The sequence below is a fragment of the Rhizobium sp. GR12 genome (assembly GCF_036596185.1).
GTDB lineage: Bacteria > Pseudomonadota > Alphaproteobacteria > Rhizobiales > Rhizobiaceae > Agrobacterium > Agrobacterium nepotum.
In genome coordinates this window covers 112,752-128,890 of record NZ_JASXTH010000001.1, presented here as the reverse complement: position 1 = coordinate 128,890, position 16,139 = coordinate 112,752, and the positions used below count along the sequence as shown (strand labels likewise).

Below are 16,139 nucleotides of genomic sequence, written 5' to 3'. Positions count from 1 at the left end.
AATGATCGTAGTGGTTGATGAGCGCGAGCTCGTTAAAGACGGCTATACTTCTCTATTTGGGCGCGAGGGCATCCCCTCGACCGGTTTCGATCCGGTCGAATTCGGGGAATGGGTCTCGACGGCGGCGGACAGCGATCTGGCGGCCGTGGAGGCCTTCCTGATCGGTCAGGGCGACCGGAGCTTTTCTTTGCCGAAGGCGATCCGGGATCGCTCGACGGCCCCGGTGATCGCGGTCAGCGACCAGCCCTCGCTGGAATCGACGCTGGCGCTGTTCGACAGCGGTGTCGACGATGTCGTGCGCAAGCCGGTTCATCCTCGTGAAATCCTTGCACGTGCGGCGGCGATCCGTCGCCGGCTGCAGGTCATTTCGAACTACACCGATGCGGGGCAGATCAGGGTTTTCTCCGATGGTCGCGATCCTGAGGTGGGTGGTGAGGTATTTCCCCTGCCGCGCCGCGAGCGCCGCATCCTTGAATATTTGATCGCCAATCGCGGACGCCGCGTTTCCAAGGCGCAGATTTTCAATGCCATTTACGGCATCTTCGATGACGACGTCGAAGAGAATGTCGTGGAAAGCCACATTAGCAAGCTGCGCAAGAAACTGCGCAAGAAGCTCGGCTACGATCCGGTCGATTCCAAGCGTTTCCTTGGCTACAGCATTGACTGGCAATGATCCCCATTGATCCGCGTGGTCTTTTTCAAACGCGGTATTTCAGACAGCTTCACGCAAGCCAAACGTTTTACCTTCTCCCTGAAGATGACCACGAGGGTTTTTGAATGAGTATTTTCGGCACTATGCGAACCGGTGTGTCCGGCATGAATGCGCAGGCGAACAAGCTTGGAACCGTTGGCGACAACATCGCCAATGCAAGCACCACCGGCTACAAGCGCGCATCGACGTCGTTCTCCTCGCTCGTTCTGCCCTCGTCGTCGGGCAGCTACGCCTCTGGCGGCGTGCAGTCCAACGTTCGCTACAGCATTTCGGAGCAGGGCAACCTCTCCTACACCACGTCGAGCACCGACCTTGCCATTCAGGGCAACGGCTTCTTCGTGGTTCAGGACGGCTCAGGCACGCCTTATCTTACGCGAGCCGGTTCCTTCGTGAAGAATTCGGAAGGCTACCTGGAAAACGCGGCAGGTTTCCAGCTGATGGGTTACCCCTACGGGTCCAACCCGCCGGCCGCCGTCGTCAACGGTTTTACCGGTCTTGAGGCCATCAACGTCAACAACTTCGGCCTGACGGCATCTCCTTCCACGCAGGGCAGCTTCCCGGCCAACCTCAATCGCGATGACCCGATTGTAGCTGCAGCATCACTTCCGAGCGCCAATGCCGCAACTGCGACGATCGGCAACAAGACTTCGTTGACGGCATTCGACAGCGGTGGCGCAAAGGTGCTGTACGATTTCTATTACACCAAGACTGGTGCCAACACCTGGGAGGTGGCGGTCTATCGTCAGGATCAGTCAACCAACGGCGGTTTCCCGTATACGGCGACTGCACCGGCTACTCTTGTTCAGGAAAAGGTGGATCTGGTCTTCGATCCCGCCACCAACAAGCTTACGACCGCATCTCCAAAATCAATTACCATTGATGACAGTAACAGCGGCGTTGCGCAGTCGATCAATATCGACCTGTCCGACATGTCGCAGTTCTCGACGAAGTTCACGCCCGGCACCGCGATCCTTAACGGCAATGGCCCGAGCCAGATCAAGGATGTCGAAATCGGCAAGGACGGCGTGGTGACGGCGGTCTATCAGGATGGCGGCCGCCGCAACATCTACCAGCTGGCGCTGGCCACGGTGCCGAGCGTCGACAATCTCAGCCCGCAGAACGGCAACGTTTATCTGCCGAGCAACGAGTCGGGTGTCGTCACCATCGGTTTCGCGCAGACGGGCAGCTTCGGCTACATCCAGAAGGGTGCGCTTGAGGGTTCGAACGTCGATATCGCCAGCGAACTCACCGACATGATTGAATCCCAGCGTATCTACACGGCGAATTCGAAAGTCTTCCAGACCGGGTCGGATTTGATGGATGTTCTGATCAATCTGAAGAGATAATAATTCTCACGAGGACAAATGAATGTCGCTCACGTCAGCAATGATTACTGCGCAGTCGATTTTCAACAATACAGGTAAGCAAACCGACGTTACTTCGAAAAACATTGCCAATGTCGGCAATGCGAACTACGTCAAGCGAACCGCCATTCTCGGCACGACCATGTATGGTGCAAATATTGTCACCAATGGCCGTGCCCAGAATGAAAGTCTTTTCAGGCAGACGATCGCCAGCTCATCCTTCGCTTCCGGCCAGAAAACCGTTCTGACCGGGCTTGAGGAAATGAAGAGCCTTTTTGGTGGCAACGACTACGAAAGCTCGCCAGCCCAATATATGAAGAAACTGCGCGAGAGCCTTGACGGTTACGCGGCCAAGCCGAGTGATGCCGCTCTGGCGGCGACGGCGGTGACTTCGGCCACGGACGTTGCCAGTTCCCTGAATAAGGCTTCGTCCGAATTACAGGCGATGCGTCTGCGCGCCGACAAGGAAATCTCCCTTCAGGTCGATAAGCTGAACGGTCTCCTCGCGAAATTCGAGGAAGCCAACAACGAGGTCAAGGCGCAGACCGCGATGGGCGGCGATGCCAGCGATGCTCTCGACCAGCGCGAAACGCTCCTGAAGGACATCTCGTCCATTATCGGGATCAATGTCGTCAATCGCGAAAACAACGATGTCGCGCTGTATACGACAGAAGGCGCGACCCTGTTCGAGGTCGTGCCGCGTAAGGTGACCTTCAAGGCACAGCCGGGTTACGATGCGACGACCACCGGCAATGCGATCTATGTCGACGGCGTTGCGCTCAAGGCGAGCACCGGCAGCAACACGACGGCGGAGGGTTCGCTTCAGGGCCTGATGCAGGTTCGCGACGATTTGGCGCCGACCATGCAGAGCCAGCTCGACGAAATTGCTCGCGGCCTCATCTCCATGTTTGCGGAAAAGCCGATTACCCAGCCGCTGCCGCCGGCGACGCCGCTGACGGCGAAACCGGGCCTGTTTACATGGTCGACAGCCACGCCGACAAGCGAGATTCCGTCCGCCGGCGTCATTGTTCCCGGGCTCGCTGCCAGCATTAACGTCAACTCCGCGTTAATTATCTCCAAAGGTGGTAACCCGGAATTGTTGCGCGACGGCGGCATCAACGGTACCGCTTATGTGGCCAATCCGTCGTCTGCGGGCGGAACGGGTTTTTCCAAGCTGATCGACAGCTATGTGACTGCTTTTGACGCGCCCATGAGTTTTGCCGCGTCGACACGTATCGATACGAATACCAGCATCCTGAAATACGGCACCAATTCGATGGGGTGGCTCGAACAGGAACGGTCCGGCGCAACTTCGGCAAATGAAGCGAAAAGCGCGCTGTATGAGCGCTCCGCCTCCTCCTATTCGAACAACACCGCCGTCAGCCTGGATGAGGAGCTTTCGCTGCTCATGGATATTGAACAGTCCTACAAGGCGGCGACGAAGCTCGTGAGCACCGTTGATGAAATGCTCAAGTCGCTGATGGACATGGTGAGGTAAAATGAAAACGTCCTTCATTTCGTCGCTGGCGATGCAGAACAGCATGCGCAGCACCATCCTCAAGGCCCAGCTTGAGATGACCAACCTCAATACCGAGCTGACGACGGGCAAACATGCCGATCTTGGCGTGACCCTGGGCGCCAACACGGCCCGCAGCCTCGATCTCAATCGCGATGTCGATCGCCTCTCCTCGCTTGTCAGCATCAATTCCATCGCCACGCAGCGCCTCAAGTCCTCCCAGGCGGCACTTGATGGCATGGCGAAGGCCGCGCAGGAAATTCAGAAGGTTCTCGTCCCAAATACCAGTAGTGAAGCTCCGACGCTGGCAACGGTCAACAAAGCCATTACGAATGCGTTCAACACTTTCACCGGCTTTGCCAATACGGCAGTCAGTGGCGAGTTTCTGTTTTCCGGCATCAATACGGATGTGAAGCCTGTCGACGACTACTTCGCCGAAGGCTCGACGCTGAAGGCAGCCTATGAGGTGGAGCTGAACGCATTCATGGCGGCGCAGACACCGGCGGTCGGCAATATTGCCAACCTGTCCAAGGATCAGGCCGCAGCGTTCATGACCCATATCGAAGGTGTATTCAACGGCACCACGACGGTGACAAACCCGCCGCACAGCGATCTGACGGCCGGCCAGAACTACGATTTCTGGACGACCTATGGATCGAAGGCGAGCGACACGAACATGACGAGCCGCATCAGCCAGAACGAAGTGGTCGATACATCGACCAACAGCAACTCTCAGGGCATGCGTTACTTTGCGATGACGGCCATGACGGCGATGACGTTCCTTGACGACAAGGTCCCGAGCGGTGTTCGCGAAATGGTGGCGACAAGGTCGGTGACCAATATCGGCACGGCCATTAGCGGTTTGAACCAGCAGCAGAGCGTCCTCGGTCTCTCCGAAAGTCGTGTTTCGAAAGCGAACGACTCGCTCGCCGCCCAGAAGAAGATCATCGAGACGCATCTGCTGGATATCGAGGGGATCGATACCTACGAGGTGAAGACACGTCTGGATCTGCTCCAGCAGCAGATTGAAATCGCATACAGCCTCACGTCGCGTCTGCAAAAAATGAGTCTGGTAAACTACCTCTGATGAACAGGGGTGGCGGCAGATAAAGGATACATGAATGTACCAGTTTTCCTACGCCGAAATCATGGAGGATGGTGTCGCGGACGCGAAAGATCGCGAGCGGCAGGCGTTGACGAAATCGATCGAACTTCTGGTGGAGGCAAGAGACTCATCTTCCCAGCGCCATACGATCGAAGCGCTTTTTTACACTCGACGGGTCTGGATCCGCTTCATTGAGGACCTCAAGCAACCCGATAACCAGCTCGCCATGGAACTCAGGGCAAATCTGATTTCGATCGCGATCTGGATATTGAAAGAGTGCGAACTGATCCGGAAACGTCAGTCGACGAATTTCCAGGGCATAATTGACGTGACAACCATCATCAGGGATGGACTGAAATGAAAAGTACACTTCGAATCTCGCTGAAATCGGGCGAAAAGATCTTCATCAACGGAGCTGTTTTGCGGGTGGATCGCAAGGTGGCGCTTGAATTCCTGAACGATGTCACGTTCCTGCTCGAAAACCACGTTTTGCAGCCGGAGCAGGCGACGACGCCGCTCAGGCAGCTTTATTTCATCGCGCAGATGATCCTCATCAATCCGGAAGGACGCGAACAGTCGACGAACCTGTTCCGCAAATCCGTGAGCATGCTGTTGAATTGCTTCCAGCATGAGGAGATCTTGGCGGAACTCAAGCGGATCGACGGGCTGGTTGCCGTCGGCAAGGCTTTCGAGGCGCTGAAGGCCATTCGCGGTCTTTATCCGACCGAGGAGAAAATCCTCAGCAATCAGGAAATGACCCCCGCAACGATCGAACAGATTCGCAAGGAGATAGCACCATGGCGGTAGATGCAGTCAGCTCGGCAGCGTCAAATCCCTGGGCCAATGCCGGTGCGAGCAGCACCGACGGTAACGCGGCATCGCTGAACTACGACAGTTTCCTGAAGCTCCTCATCGCCCAGATGAAGAACCAGGACCCGACCAGCCCGATGGATGCCGGCCAGCAGATGTCGCAGCTGGCGAGCTTCTCGCAGGTCGAGCAGACGATCAAGACCAACACCCATCTGAAGAGCATGTTGCAGGCCGAAGCCCTGACGCGCGCTTCCGATCTGGTCGGCAAGACGGTCAGGAGCGCCGACGACAAGGTCACCGGTGTGGTGAAGGAAGTCGAAGTCTATTCGGATGGCGTCGTCGCCATTACCGAAGCTGGTGACAAAGTGTTGTTGCAGGCCGGTGTGACCTTCTCGAACGGCCCGATCACGAGTACACCTACTGGCGGTACCGATTCGAATAAGCCGGCCGGTTCCTGATATTGAAGAGGCGGCATAAAGCCGCCTTTCCGTGATAGAGGTTGCGACGATGAACGAGGCCGATGCGCTTGATATCATGCAGGCTGCAGTCTGGACGGTTCTCGTCGCGGCCGGTCCTGCCGTTCTGGCGGCAATGATCGTCGGTGTCGCCATCGCCTTCATTCAGGCCCTGACACAGGTTCAGGAAATGACGCTGACCTTCGTCCCGAAAATCGTGACGATCATGATCGTTCTCGGCGTCGCCGCCCCTTTCGTGGGCGCGCAGATCGCTCTTTTTTCCAATCTCGTCTTTTCGCGCGTTCAGTCCGGCTTCTGACATTCGTCCGCTTCGGATGCCATCCTCGCGCAAGCTTCAGTGGCTAGTGATAGGCTGAAGCATCGGACCGAATTGCGTGCATATTTTCGGAATCCGATGCCGCGGAACCGTGCGGCGGCTTTTCCGTCGCCCTTCTCATGAAGAGACAGGACGATTTTTATGGCGCAACCACCAGTCATCACCTTGCCCAAAGTCACTCCGAGCTTGCGGGATGTCGGTTTCGCATTGGGTATCGTGGCGATCCTCTGCGTTCTGTTCCTGCCCATTCCGGTGGTTCTGGTGGATATCGGGCTTGCGTTTTCGATCGCGCTTTCGGTCCTCATCCTCATGGTGGCGCTCTGGATCCAGCGTCCGCTGGATTTCTCGTCTTTCCCGACCGTATTGCTGATCGCGACCATGATCCGCCTGTCGCTGAACATCGCGACGACGCGCGTCATCCTTTCGCACGGCAACGAGGGACCGACGGCTGCGGGCGGCGTGATCGCCGGTTTCTCCAGCCTCGTCATGTCCGGCGACTTCGTCATCGGTCTGATCGTCTTCATGATCCTGATCACGGTCAACTTCATCGTCATCACCAAGGGTGCGACGCGTATCGCCGAAGTCGGCGCGCGCTTCACGCTGGATGCCATACCCGGCAAGCAGATGTCGATCGATGCGGATTTGTCCGCCGGCATCATCGATGAAAAGGAAGCACAGCGCCGCCGTCGCGAGCTGGAAGAAGAAAGCTCGTTTTTCGGTTCGATGGACGGTGCCTCGAAGTTCGTGCGCGGCGACGCGATCGCCGGCCTGATCATCACCGCGATCAATATTTTCGGCGGTATCATCATCGGTTATTTCCGCCACAGCATGCCGATCGGCGAGGCGGCCGACGTTTTCGTCAAGCTTTCCGTCGGCGACGGCATCGTCTCGCAGATTCCCGCCCTCATCGTGTCGCTTGCCGCCGGCCTTCTGGTGTCGCGCGGCGGCACATCCGGTTCGACGGATCAGGCGGTCGTCAATCAGCTGAGCGGCTACCCGAGAGCGCTGATGGTTTCGGCCATGCTGATGGGTTTGCTGGCGGTTATTCCGGGTCTGCCCTTCCTGCCGTTCATGATGCTCGGCGGCATCATGGCCTTCGGCAGCTGGTACATCCCGCGCCAGGCGGAGGCAGAAAGCACTCTGCGTCGCCAGGAGGAGGAGGACAAGGTTTTCCAGACCAGCGAAGCGGAAAAGGATTCGGTCAAGCAGGTCCTCAAGACCTCCGAAATCGAACTGGCGCTCGGCAAGCAGGTATCGACCCGTCTTCTCGGCGCGCATCAGGAACTGGCTTTCCGCGTCGGCAAGATGCGCAAGAAATTCGCGACCCAGTATGGCTTCGTCGTCCCGGAGATCAAGGTTTCCGACGACATCATGATCCCGGAAAAAGCCTACCAGATCCGTGTTCATGGCACGACGATCGCGTCGAGCAACCTGCGCGTCGGCGATGTACTGGTGGTCACGGGGGCAGGGCGCAAGCCGAGCATTCCGGGCGACGAAATCCGCGAACCCGCCTTCGGCATGCCGGCCGTTTCCATTCTCGAGACCTTTACCGAGGACTTGAAGCGGGAAGGCTTCCACCCCATCGACAATGTTTCGGTGGTACTGACGCATCTGAGCGAGGTCATTCGCAACAATCTGCCGCAATTGCTGTCCTACAAGGACGTCAAGATCCTCATCGACAGGCTGGATCCGGAATATAAGAAGCTGGCCGACGAAATCTGCTCCTCACATATGTCCTATTCCGGTCTGCAGGCGGTGCTGAAACTGCTGCTTGCCGAGCGTGTGTCGATCCGCAACCTGCATCTCATTCTGGAAGCGGTCGCCGAACTTGCCCCGCATGTGCGCAAGACGGAGCAGATCGTCGAACATGTGCGGGTGCGCATGTCGCAGCAGCTCTGCGGCGATCTCGCCGACAACGGCGTGCTGCGCGTGCTGCGGCTCGGCAACAAGTGGGATATGGTCTTCCATCAGGCGCTGAAGCGCGATCAAAAGGGCGAAATCGTCGAATTCGACATCGATCCCCGCCATCTCGAGGAGTTCTCCGAGCAGGCGTCGAAAGTTATCCGTGAATTCATGGACCGCGGACTGCCCTTTGTCCTTGTCACGTCGCCGGAAACGCGATCCTATGTGCGCATGATTATCGAGCGACTCTTTGCGACCCTGCCGGTTCTTTCGCATGTGGAACTTGCCAAGGGGCTGGAGATCAAGATTCTGGGCGCCATTTCATGATAACCGACCCGCAAGGGACAATTATCGCATTGTTCCTTGCCATTTGCCGTATTGGCGCCTGTTTCATGACGATGCCGGGCTTTTCCAGCTCGCGCATTTCACCGCAGATTCGCATGTTGCTGTGCGTCGCGGTGTCCATGGCGCTTCTGCCGGTGCTGTGGGACACGATCTACCCGAAAATCTCCGGCGCAAGCCAGGGCGCCGTCGTCGGCCTTATCTTCACCGAGATCGTCATCGGCGCCATGTACGGCCTGATCGCGCGGTTCTATACGCTCGGCTTCCAGTTCACGGGCGCGCTCATCGGCGCATCCATCGGGCTCAGCGCTCCGGGCGGTGCGGATGTCGTTGAAGACGTGCAGGAAAACCAGATATCGAACTTCATCACCTTCGGCGGACTCATGGTGCTGTTCATACTGGATTTCCACCATATCGTGCTGCGGGCACTGGTTGATTCCTACACGACGACACCGGTCGGCGCGCTCATCAGCGGCCAGAAGATGCTGATTACGCTCACCGACACGCTGCGGGCGTCCTTCTCAATCATGTTGCGGCTTGCGAGCCCCTTCGTGATCTACGGCCTGATGTTCAACGTCGCGGTCGGTCTCATCAACAAGCTGGCGCCGCAGATACCGGTCTATTTCATATCGACGCCCTTCGTTCTGGCTGGCGGTATTTTCATGCTCTATTTGTCGATCGCGGCCCTCATCCGCCAATTCGTGGATGGGTTCGGCCCGGTCTTCATAGGCTTCTGATCTGGAGAAAACGCCATGGCTTCGGACAAGCGTTCGGCCAAACTCAAACGCCTGGTAACGGTTCAGCGCCATATGGAAAAAATGGCCGAAGTAGAACTGGCCGATACCACCCGCGTGCGCGCGGAAGTGGCGCAATCCATGGAGAGCGTGCTTGAAGCGATGAGTTCCATGGAACCAGTCCATCAGACGTTTTCCAAACACTATTCGGACCGCTACGGCCGTCTCGTGGTCAAGGACCGCCAGCTCACCGGCGTACAGCAATTGCAGGAACACAAGGTGCTGAAGGAAAAGACCAAGGCCGACCGGCTGGAGGACAGAATGCACATTGCCCGCGATCTCGAGGATCGCGAGGCGGACGACAATGCAATCTATGATTTGTTAGAAATTACAAATGTATCTCGGACACCAGCCTCCAGCAAGGTTGGCGATCCATAGTCTGTCCCGTTGTTGCATCGCGATCGTCCAGAAGGACGTATTGAGCGATGTTTCTTGATTGAGCGAATGCGCCGGCTTTCAGTGCCGCCCTTTCGTCAGCTCGGGAGATCTGGACGTGGCGATATCGGTTATAAGTGATCTGGTGATGGATGTGGTTCGCGCTGCGGACCCTCAGGAAGTACAGGTCGCCCAGGAAAAATTGAAGGCGAACAAGGCGGCTTTCGCTGCGACGAGTCTTGCTGATTCGGGCAGGGGTTTTGGCGCGGCGGTTGATATGCTGGACAGCGCCACATCGAAGGCGGGTCTCGGCGACACCAACATTCGTTCGGCTCGCACCGAGATTCCGGAAACATACCGCAAGTATGAAGCTTCCGTGCTCCAGACCTTCGTTGCCAACATGCTGCCGAAAGACAGCGAAGAGGTCTACGGCAAGGGCAATGCCGGCGAGATCTGGAAAAGCATGATGGCGGAACAGTTTGCCGACACGATTTCCAGAAATGGCGGCGTCGGCATTGCGGAACAGGCCTACAAGGATGCGTTGCGGAAAGCCGAGAGCAAAGGCATTATCGACGTATCCATGAATGAAAAAGACCATAATGCTGCAATTCGGATGGTGGCGGAGTTCGAAAGGCAGGTCCTCGGCGTTTCCAATGATAAAACGGATGAGGCTTGAGAATGCAAAATCATAACGAGGAGACAAGCATGGACCTTATGTCGAACGACCACCGCATCAAATCCGTTCTCGGCCGTCTTGAAATGATCATCGACAATGAGAACGACAATATCGGTAAGGATCCCCAGTTCGATTTCAAAGTCTCCAATGCCCATAAAAGCCGTTGCCTCTATGAGTTGACCATGCTGTTCCGCGATACGCCCCATGAGGAAATCGCCGCTGGACATCTCGATCAGGTGCAGGGCATCAAGTCCAAGCTCGCGACCAATGCCAGCCGCGTCGAGGCGCATCTGAACGCGGTGCGTGCTGTCGCGGACCTGCTGAAGACCGCTATCCAGGAAGCCGATACGGACGGCACCTATTCGCAAGAACAGTTCCTGTACGGTGCAGCCTCCTGATGTTGAAGCTTCTCCTTACCGGCGTCTGGGTTTGCGCCGTCACGCTCGGCGCGGTGTATTTCTCCGTCCAGATGGCGACGGCACCCCCGCCGGGGGATGAGGCGGGGGCGAAAAAGGCCAGCCTGCAACTGGTCAAAGGCGAGAGCATCACCATTCCCGTCATCAACGATGGCAGCGTGAACGGTTATTTCCTCAGCCGCATTTCCTTGCGTGTCGACAAGGACAAGATGGCGAAAATCGAGCTGCCGGCGACGCAATTGATGACCGACGAATTGTTCACGCTTCTGGCGGGTTCTTCCATGGTCAACATCGCCAATATTTCCACCTTCGATCCCGAGGTCTTCAAGCAGCGCATCCGTGATGGGCTGAACAAGAAACTTGGCGACGAGGTGGTCGAGGACGTGCTGATCGAACAGCTCGATTATCTGTCGAAAGCCGACATTCGCGAGCAGAAGGGCAACGGCTCTCCCCATTCGGTCAAGATCGTCGAAGGCGAGAAAACCGACGCCGGAAAAGAAGCGGCCCCGAGCCACTGATGTCGCGGGACGTGATGCTGGCCACCGGCCTGGTTAATCGTCCCTTTCTATTTCCCGAAGCATTCGAGCGGTTGCTTTCAAGGTAACTTCAACCAGCACCTGTATAAACAGACCCATGAACCGCCATCCCGCAGACCTTGCGCCGGATTGGCGGCGGGGTCTGGCATTTGGGGGTTGGCATGAATTTCGCGGCAAGTTTTGCGCGGCCGGGATTGCAACGGAACATTCATGGACTGCGCGTCTGTGATCTGGACTGGAACGCTGCGCTGGAAATGGTGAGCGGCCGGGCCTCGGCTTGCGAAGGCCACACCATGCTCTCGTTTCTCACCATCCAGAATGCCAGGCTGTCTCTCAAGGATGCCGTCTACCGGCAGATTCTGGAAAGTTGCCTGCTTCTGCCGCAGGGCAGGGCGATGAATGCGGCGGCACGCGCCGAACATGGCAAGCCTCTGCCCGTCACCATCGATGGTGTTGCCTTCGTCATGGCGCTTCTGACCTATATGGCGGTGCCGAAACGTATCGGCATTGCCGGAGATGATGCGGCACAGGCCGGAGAGGTCCTTGCCAGACTGCGCGCGCACGCGCCCTGGCATGATTTCGTGATGCTGAACCCAAATGCGTCTGGTGTGAAGGTGGATGTCGTGCTGGCGGGCATGCTTGGGGAAAACCAGGAGAAATGGCTGCATCGCAGCATCAACCGCAGCGATGCGCGTGTCGTCATCGCAGTCGGCCCCTTGTTCAAGGTGCTGGCGTCCGAAGTGGCCGGCATGCCGGAAATCTTCCGCAAGCTGCATATGAGCTGGCTTTACAGCCTCTGCGCCGAACCCTGGCATGTCGCGCCCGGCAAGGGTTGAGACTGGTCCCCGCAGGTTCCGCGTTAACCATTTGTTTGCCACGATCCTTTAACCTCCCGTAAGGTTTTGAAAGCCGCCTGATGCGGGCGGCGCCGAGCGTGGCAGACGGCTTCAGATGGTTGATCACAATCCGGATATGATGGCGACGCGCCCCGATGAGGATGGTGTCGCCGTGCCTGTATCGCAATGGCGCAAACATTGTCTGCGGCTTCTGACGGCCGGTTGTGTCGCCGCGGCCACCGTTGCGGGCGCTGCACTTCCTCTCCTGCTCATCGATTCCGGTTTTCGCGGATATGTTTCGCAAGCGCATGTCGAGGTCACGCAGACCGGCTACGATGCACCCGATGCTGCCCGCTTTCTTGCGATGGCCCGCCGCACCCTGCTTTCACCTGCCGGGCTGGACCGGGTAACGGGCGACCTCAAATTGAAGCCCGCCGACATGGTCGGCGTTCGTAATCAGGGTGAACTCGGCCTGCTTCTCGACCTTTTGACGGGGGCGGACACACGGTCGCTTTCCCCGCGCGAAGCACTCAATGGTGCGGTCGGCGAGGCGATCCGGCTGGAGCTGACGCCGGACGAGAATACGCTGGTCGTAACCTCGAAGGCCGCAACGCCGGAAGCCGCGATGCGGCTTACAGATTATCTTTCGATGCGCGTCATGGCGGACGGCAAGGCCGGCACCATGACGCCCGCCATGCGCGAGACGGAGAGGGCACGGACCCGGCTGGATGAAGCGGAAGCCGCGCTGAACGGATTCCAGATGCGCCACAATGATGCCGTGCTGTCGGAAGTGCAGCAGCTCGAACAGCAATTGCGCGACGTAGATGACAGCCTTGCGGGGACGACCCAGCAGCAGCAATCGCTTCAGACGGACCTGGCAGTGGCCTCCGCCCTCAAGCCGAATGACGTGTTGTCGAAACCTTTGCCGGCCGGCGCGGCTTTTTCAGTGCTTGAGGACATCAGGCAAAGACATGCGAGCGCCAGCATGGCGCTTGCCGGGGTTTCGGTCGATTACGGCCCGAAACATCCCCGCCGCATCGCCGCCCAGAATGCGGTGGATGCCGTGCAGGCGCTTGCAGCCCCCGCACTCCGCCAGTTGGTCGACAGCTTGCGGGCGGATGAAAAACGTGTGGCTCAGGAGATCGCAACCGAAAATGGTGAGCGCAAGAAACACCTTGATCGCCTGAATGACCTTGGTGTCACTCCCGGTGAATTCTCCAGATTGCAGGGTGAATTGGAAACGGCACGAAATGCCTATCTGGAGGCGAGCGAGCGCCGCGATCTGTCCTCATCCACCACGCCCGCCGTTGAAACCCGCCTCACCAGGAAGGCCGGACCGGGACAATTGTCGCGCGATCTGACGCAGGCCGCGATGATGGCGGGCGGCGGCGCGTTGATCGGCCTGCTGGGCAGCCTTTATCTTCTGAGCTACCGCCGTCATGACGAGGAAGAGGAAGCCGCATCCCTCTTCGAGGAAGATCTGGCACAGTCTCCGCAGTTCTCCGAATTCGAGCAGATCGCGCCGGATGTGTTCCATGATCTGGAGGAAATGGCCGCAAGCAGCGATTTCGGTCCGGAGAATGAGTTCGCCGATTATTATGCCGAGGCGGCAAATGATGCCGGAGACATGCCGCTGGACGAGCGCGTTCGGCAGGTGCTTATGGGCAACCGCAGCCTCAGGAATGCTGCTCAAACGTCGTCCGAGCTTCCGCCCTTGATCAATGAAGCCCTTGCCGGACACTTCGACCACGAGCAGGCCGAGGCCGAGGAATTGGCGGAATTAAGACGCGAGTTGGCGCTCGTGAGGGAGCGTCTCGCCGATTACGCCGAGCACTACGAAGACTACCGTAAAACTGCCTGACGACGCTGTGTTTTTGCTTGCATTCCTGCAAAGTCGGCACCATACGGGGCCAACGTAACCCAGCAGGAGCAGGACGCATGGCAGTTGTGATTGACGGGAAGGCGAAGGCGGCTTCGGTAACGGAGGCGGTCCGCAAATCGGCAGAAACGCTTGAGGCGGAACGGGGCGTGAAGCCCGGTCTCGCGGTTGTCATTGTCGGCAACGATCCGGCCAGCCACGCTTACGTGAACTCCAAAAGCAAGACGGCCAAGCAATGCGGTTTCAATTCCGTTCAGCACACGTTGCCGGAAGAAACGACGCAAGATCAACTGCTGAAGCTGGTCGGCGACTTGAACGCCGATGCGTCCATCCACGGCATTCTGGTGCAGCTGCCTTTGCCGAAACACTTCAATTCCGATGAGATCATCCAGTCGATCCTGCCTGAGAAGGATGTGGATGGCCTGAGCGTGCTGAACGCCGGCAAGTTGGCGACCGGCGATCTAGCCACTGGCCTCATCTCCTGCACGCCCGCCGGCGCCATGCTTCTGGTGCGCGGCATTCACGGCGATGATCTTTCCGGTCTCAATGCCGTTGTCATCGGCCGCTCGAACCTGTTCGGAAAACCGATGGGCCAGCTTCTGCTGAACGCCAATGCCACGGTAACGATGGCGCATTCACGTACCAAGGATCTCGCCACCGTCTGTAAGACGGCCGATATTCTCGTGGCGGCGGTCGGCCGCGCGGCGATGGTGAAGGGCGATTGGGTAAAGCCCGGCGCGACGGTCATCGATGTCGGGATCAACCGCATTCCCGCACCGGAAAAAGGCGAAGGCAAATCGAAGCTGGTCGGCGATGTCGCCTTTGACGAGGCAAGCGCGGTTGCCGCCGCCATTACGCCCGTTCCCGGTGGTGTCGGTCCGATGACGATCGCGATGCTGATGGCCAACACCGTCATCGCCGCCTATCGTGCGCTCGGGCAGACCGCGCCGAAATTCTGAAACCGGCTACTCTTTCGGCGCCGGTCCTGTCGAGGCGCGGACCACAAGTTCCGCCTTCCACAGTTCCTGTTGGGGTTCTGTCTGGTTGAACTTGATCCGGTTGATCAGGCGTTGCCCCACGCGTACGCCCGCCGCCCTGAGCGATGAGCGGGTGGTGGTGAGCGGCACGGAAAAATTGTCGGGCTTCAGCAGCGGCAGCACGTCGTCATGGGCGATCAGCGAAATATCCTTGCCTGGTTTCAAGCCGCGCTGGTTGAGCGAGCGGATGACGCCGAGTGCTAGTGCTGTACTGGCGCAAACGATGGCGGTCGGCCTTTCCGGCTGTGACAGCAGCGCCTCCATGCCGAGATAACCCTCCTCGTCGGTCATGCTGCCGTGTCTTGTGTTTTCCGCACGCAATGTCAGGCCGTTTGCCGCCAGCGCTTTTTGCACCCCGAGACAGCGCCGGAAGGTGAAGTCGTAACCTTCGGGGCCGTTCAGAAGCCCGATCCGCTTGTGGCCGAGCTGGAGCAGCAGCAGGGTCGCGTCGCGAAAGGCGCCCTCATTGTCCACGTCGAGATAAGGATAGTCCTCTTCCACGCCAAAGGAGCGGCCATGGACGAGGAAGGGCAACGAGAGCGACTGCATCATGGCGATACGGGCGTCGTTCTTTTTCATATAGGCGAGATAAATACCATCGACGCTGCCGCTGGCCGCCAGCCCGCGCAGGGCTTCCTGTTCCTTCTCCGGCTCCGTGGGCATGATGACGAGATGAAATCCGCTGCGGGACGCTTCTTCGCCGAGACCGCTCAGGAATTCGCCGAAATGCACATCGGACCGATGGTGCTCGCCGATCGGCATGACAAGGCCGATGGAGCCGACCTTACCGGTCGCCAGCCGCTGTGCCGCTGCATTCGGGCGATAGCCCGTCTTTTCGGCGGCTTCCATGACACGACGGCGCGTTTCGGCGTTGACCTCGGGATATCCGTTGAGCGCCCTGCTGATGGTCGTCTGCGAAATCCCCAGCAGTTGCGACAACTGTTTCAGGTTCATGTCTCTAATTTCCTCCGAGCATGCGCATCGGGAAAAGCAAAAGCCTCTCCTCAGCTCCCAAAGCGCTTTAGATTTTTACCAGTGCGCGCTGAT

Annotated in this window: 18 protein-coding genes; 17 read left to right on the top strand and 1 reads right to left on the bottom strand. The window is 58.2% G+C overall.

Translation table 11 applies throughout. The annotated features are described in order from the left end of the window. Position 1 precedes the first annotated feature (1 nt). The 17 genes from QSK43_RS00595 to folD all read left to right on the top strand — a co-directional run bounded on the left by QSK43_RS00595 (position 2) and on the right by folD (position 15,014). Positions 2 to 673, top strand: a complete 672-nt coding sequence (locus QSK43_RS00595) for a response regulator transcription factor (RefSeq protein ID WP_045021983.1) — start codon at positions 2 to 4, stop codon at positions 671 to 673. A gap of 104 nt (positions 674 to 777) precedes the next feature. Then, positions 778 to 2,058 carry a flagellar hook protein FlgE gene (locus QSK43_RS00590; RefSeq protein ID WP_045021982.1) on the top strand — a complete coding sequence of 427 codons (1,281 nt, stop codon included), beginning with the start codon at positions 778 to 780 and terminating at the stop codon, positions 2,056 to 2,058. 22 nt (positions 2,059 to 2,080) lie between these two features. Further along, positions 2,081 to 3,574, top strand: coding sequence for a flagellar hook-associated protein FlgK (gene flgK, locus QSK43_RS00585; protein WP_332301936.1), 1,494 nt, complete (start codon positions 2,081 to 2,083; stop codon positions 3,572 to 3,574). Between the two features lies 1 nt (position 3,575). Beyond that, positions 3,576 to 4,679 carry a flagellar hook-associated family protein gene (locus QSK43_RS00580; protein WP_045021980.1) on the top strand — a complete coding sequence of 368 codons (1,104 nt, stop codon included), beginning with the start codon at positions 3,576 to 3,578 and terminating at the stop codon, positions 4,677 to 4,679. 34 nt (positions 4,680 to 4,713) lie between these two features. Further along, the gene (gene flaF / locus QSK43_RS00575; RefSeq protein WP_332301935.1) at positions 4,714 to 5,058 is read left to right on the top strand and encodes a flagellar biosynthesis regulator FlaF; all 345 of its coding nucleotides are present in this window, start codon (positions 4,714 to 4,716) and stop codon (positions 5,056 to 5,058) included. Continuing rightward, on the top strand, positions 5,055 to 5,504 hold the full coding sequence (flbT, locus tag QSK43_RS00570; RefSeq protein WP_045021978.1) for a flagellar biosynthesis repressor FlbT: 450 nt from the start codon (positions 5,055 to 5,057) through the stop codon (positions 5,502 to 5,504). Before flaF ends, flbT begins: the two co-directional genes overlap by 4 nt. Further along, positions 5,495 to 5,965, top strand: coding sequence for a flagellar hook assembly protein FlgD (gene flgD, locus QSK43_RS00565; protein ID WP_045021977.1), 471 nt, complete (start codon positions 5,495 to 5,497; stop codon positions 5,963 to 5,965). Before flbT ends, flgD begins: the two co-directional genes overlap by 10 nt. Before the next feature lie 49 nt (positions 5,966 to 6,014). Next, positions 6,015 to 6,281, top strand: coding sequence for a flagellar biosynthetic protein FliQ (locus QSK43_RS00560; RefSeq protein WP_003515115.1), 267 nt, complete (start codon positions 6,015 to 6,017; stop codon positions 6,279 to 6,281). Positions 6,282 to 6,440: 159 nt separating this feature from the next. Continuing rightward, positions 6,441 to 8,528 carry a flagellar biosynthesis protein FlhA gene (gene flhA / locus QSK43_RS00555; RefSeq protein WP_332301934.1) on the top strand — a complete coding sequence of 696 codons (2,088 nt, stop codon included), beginning with the start codon at positions 6,441 to 6,443 and terminating at the stop codon, positions 8,526 to 8,528. Beyond that, a complete protein-coding gene (gene fliR, locus QSK43_RS00550) occupies positions 8,525 to 9,280 on the top strand; it encodes a flagellar biosynthetic protein FliR (RefSeq protein WP_045021975.1) in 756 nt (251 codons plus the stop codon). Before flhA ends, fliR begins: the two co-directional genes overlap by 4 nt. 15 nt (positions 9,281 to 9,295) lie before the next feature. Next, positions 9,296 to 9,715 (top strand): hypothetical protein, encoded by a 420-nt coding sequence (locus tag QSK43_RS00545; protein WP_332301933.1) that lies wholly within the window; start codon positions 9,296 to 9,298, stop codon positions 9,713 to 9,715. 115 nt (positions 9,716 to 9,830) lie between these two features. After that, positions 9,831 to 10,388, top strand: coding sequence for a rod-binding protein (locus QSK43_RS00540; protein ID WP_332301932.1), 558 nt, complete (start codon positions 9,831 to 9,833; stop codon positions 10,386 to 10,388). Positions 10,389 to 10,417: 29 nt separating this feature from the next. Next, positions 10,418 to 10,786, top strand: a complete 369-nt coding sequence (locus QSK43_RS00535; protein ID WP_045022062.1) for a hypothetical protein — start codon at positions 10,418 to 10,420, stop codon at positions 10,784 to 10,786. Beyond that, positions 10,786 to 11,322, top strand: coding sequence for a hypothetical protein (locus QSK43_RS00530; protein ID WP_332301931.1), 537 nt, complete (start codon positions 10,786 to 10,788; stop codon positions 11,320 to 11,322). The genes QSK43_RS00535 and QSK43_RS00530 overlap by 1 nt, the downstream gene beginning before the upstream one ends. A 179-nt stretch (positions 11,323 to 11,501) precedes the next feature. Beyond that, positions 11,502 to 12,176 carry a WecB/TagA/CpsF family glycosyltransferase gene (locus QSK43_RS00525; RefSeq protein WP_332301930.1) on the top strand — a complete coding sequence of 225 codons (675 nt, stop codon included), beginning with the start codon at positions 11,502 to 11,504 and terminating at the stop codon, positions 12,174 to 12,176. 115 nt (positions 12,177 to 12,291) lie between these two features. Further along, a complete protein-coding gene (locus QSK43_RS00520) occupies positions 12,292 to 14,037 on the top strand; it encodes a hypothetical protein (protein ID WP_332301929.1) in 1,746 nt (581 codons plus the stop codon). A gap of 77 nt (positions 14,038 to 14,114) precedes the next feature. Then, positions 14,115 to 15,014, top strand: a complete 900-nt coding sequence (folD, locus tag QSK43_RS00515) for a bifunctional methylenetetrahydrofolate dehydrogenase/methenyltetrahydrofolate cyclohydrolase FolD (RefSeq protein ID WP_045021969.1) — start codon at positions 14,115 to 14,117, stop codon at positions 15,012 to 15,014. Between the two features lie 6 nt (positions 15,015 to 15,020). On the opposite strand, the gene QSK43_RS00510 is transcribed toward folD, so the two are convergent. Next, entirely contained in the window at positions 15,021 to 16,046 is a 1,026-nt protein-coding gene (locus QSK43_RS00510; protein ID WP_045021968.1) for a LacI family DNA-binding transcriptional regulator, read from the bottom strand. Positions 16,047 to 16,139 lie beyond the last annotated feature (93 nt).

What these genes read in the sequence shown, in the direction of transcription:
- QSK43_RS00595 (WP_045021983.1), top strand. Translation starts at nt 2, where the DNA reads ATGATCGTAGTGGTTGATGAGCGCGAGCTCGTTAAAGACGGCTATACT.
- QSK43_RS00590 (WP_045021982.1), top strand. Translation starts at nt 778, where the DNA reads ATGAGTATTTTCGGCACTATGCGAACCGGTGTGTCCGGCATGAATGCG.
- flgK (WP_332301936.1), top strand. Translation starts at nt 2,081, where the DNA reads ATGTCGCTCACGTCAGCAATGATTACTGCGCAGTCGATTTTCAACAAT.
- QSK43_RS00580 (WP_045021980.1), top strand. Translation starts at nt 3,576, where the DNA reads ATGAAAACGTCCTTCATTTCGTCGCTGGCGATGCAGAACAGCATGCGC.
- flaF (WP_332301935.1), top strand. Translation starts at nt 4,714, where the DNA reads ATGTACCAGTTTTCCTACGCCGAAATCATGGAGGATGGTGTCGCGGAC.
- flbT (WP_045021978.1), top strand. Translation starts at nt 5,055, where the DNA reads ATGAAAAGTACACTTCGAATCTCGCTGAAATCGGGCGAAAAGATCTTC.
- flgD (WP_045021977.1), top strand. Translation starts at nt 5,495, where the DNA reads ATGGCGGTAGATGCAGTCAGCTCGGCAGCGTCAAATCCCTGGGCCAAT.
- QSK43_RS00560 (WP_003515115.1), top strand. Translation starts at nt 6,015, where the DNA reads ATGAACGAGGCCGATGCGCTTGATATCATGCAGGCTGCAGTCTGGACG.
- flhA (WP_332301934.1), top strand. Translation starts at nt 6,441, where the DNA reads ATGGCGCAACCACCAGTCATCACCTTGCCCAAAGTCACTCCGAGCTTG.
- fliR (WP_045021975.1), top strand. Translation starts at nt 8,525, where the DNA reads ATGATAACCGACCCGCAAGGGACAATTATCGCATTGTTCCTTGCCATT.
- QSK43_RS00545 (WP_332301933.1), top strand. Translation starts at nt 9,296, where the DNA reads ATGGCTTCGGACAAGCGTTCGGCCAAACTCAAACGCCTGGTAACGGTT.
- QSK43_RS00535 (WP_045022062.1), top strand. Translation starts at nt 10,418, where the DNA reads ATGGACCTTATGTCGAACGACCACCGCATCAAATCCGTTCTCGGCCGT.
- QSK43_RS00530 (WP_332301931.1), top strand. Translation starts at nt 10,786, where the DNA reads ATGTTGAAGCTTCTCCTTACCGGCGTCTGGGTTTGCGCCGTCACGCTC.
- QSK43_RS00525 (WP_332301930.1), top strand. Translation starts at nt 11,502, where the DNA reads ATGAATTTCGCGGCAAGTTTTGCGCGGCCGGGATTGCAACGGAACATT.
- QSK43_RS00520 (WP_332301929.1), top strand. Translation starts at nt 12,292, where the DNA reads ATGGTTGATCACAATCCGGATATGATGGCGACGCGCCCCGATGAGGAT.
- folD (WP_045021969.1), top strand. Translation starts at nt 14,115, where the DNA reads ATGGCAGTTGTGATTGACGGGAAGGCGAAGGCGGCTTCGGTAACGGAG.
- QSK43_RS00510 (WP_045021968.1), bottom strand. Translation starts at nt 16,046, where the DNA reads ATGAACCTGAAACAGTTGTCGCAACTGCTGGGGATTTCGCAGACGACC.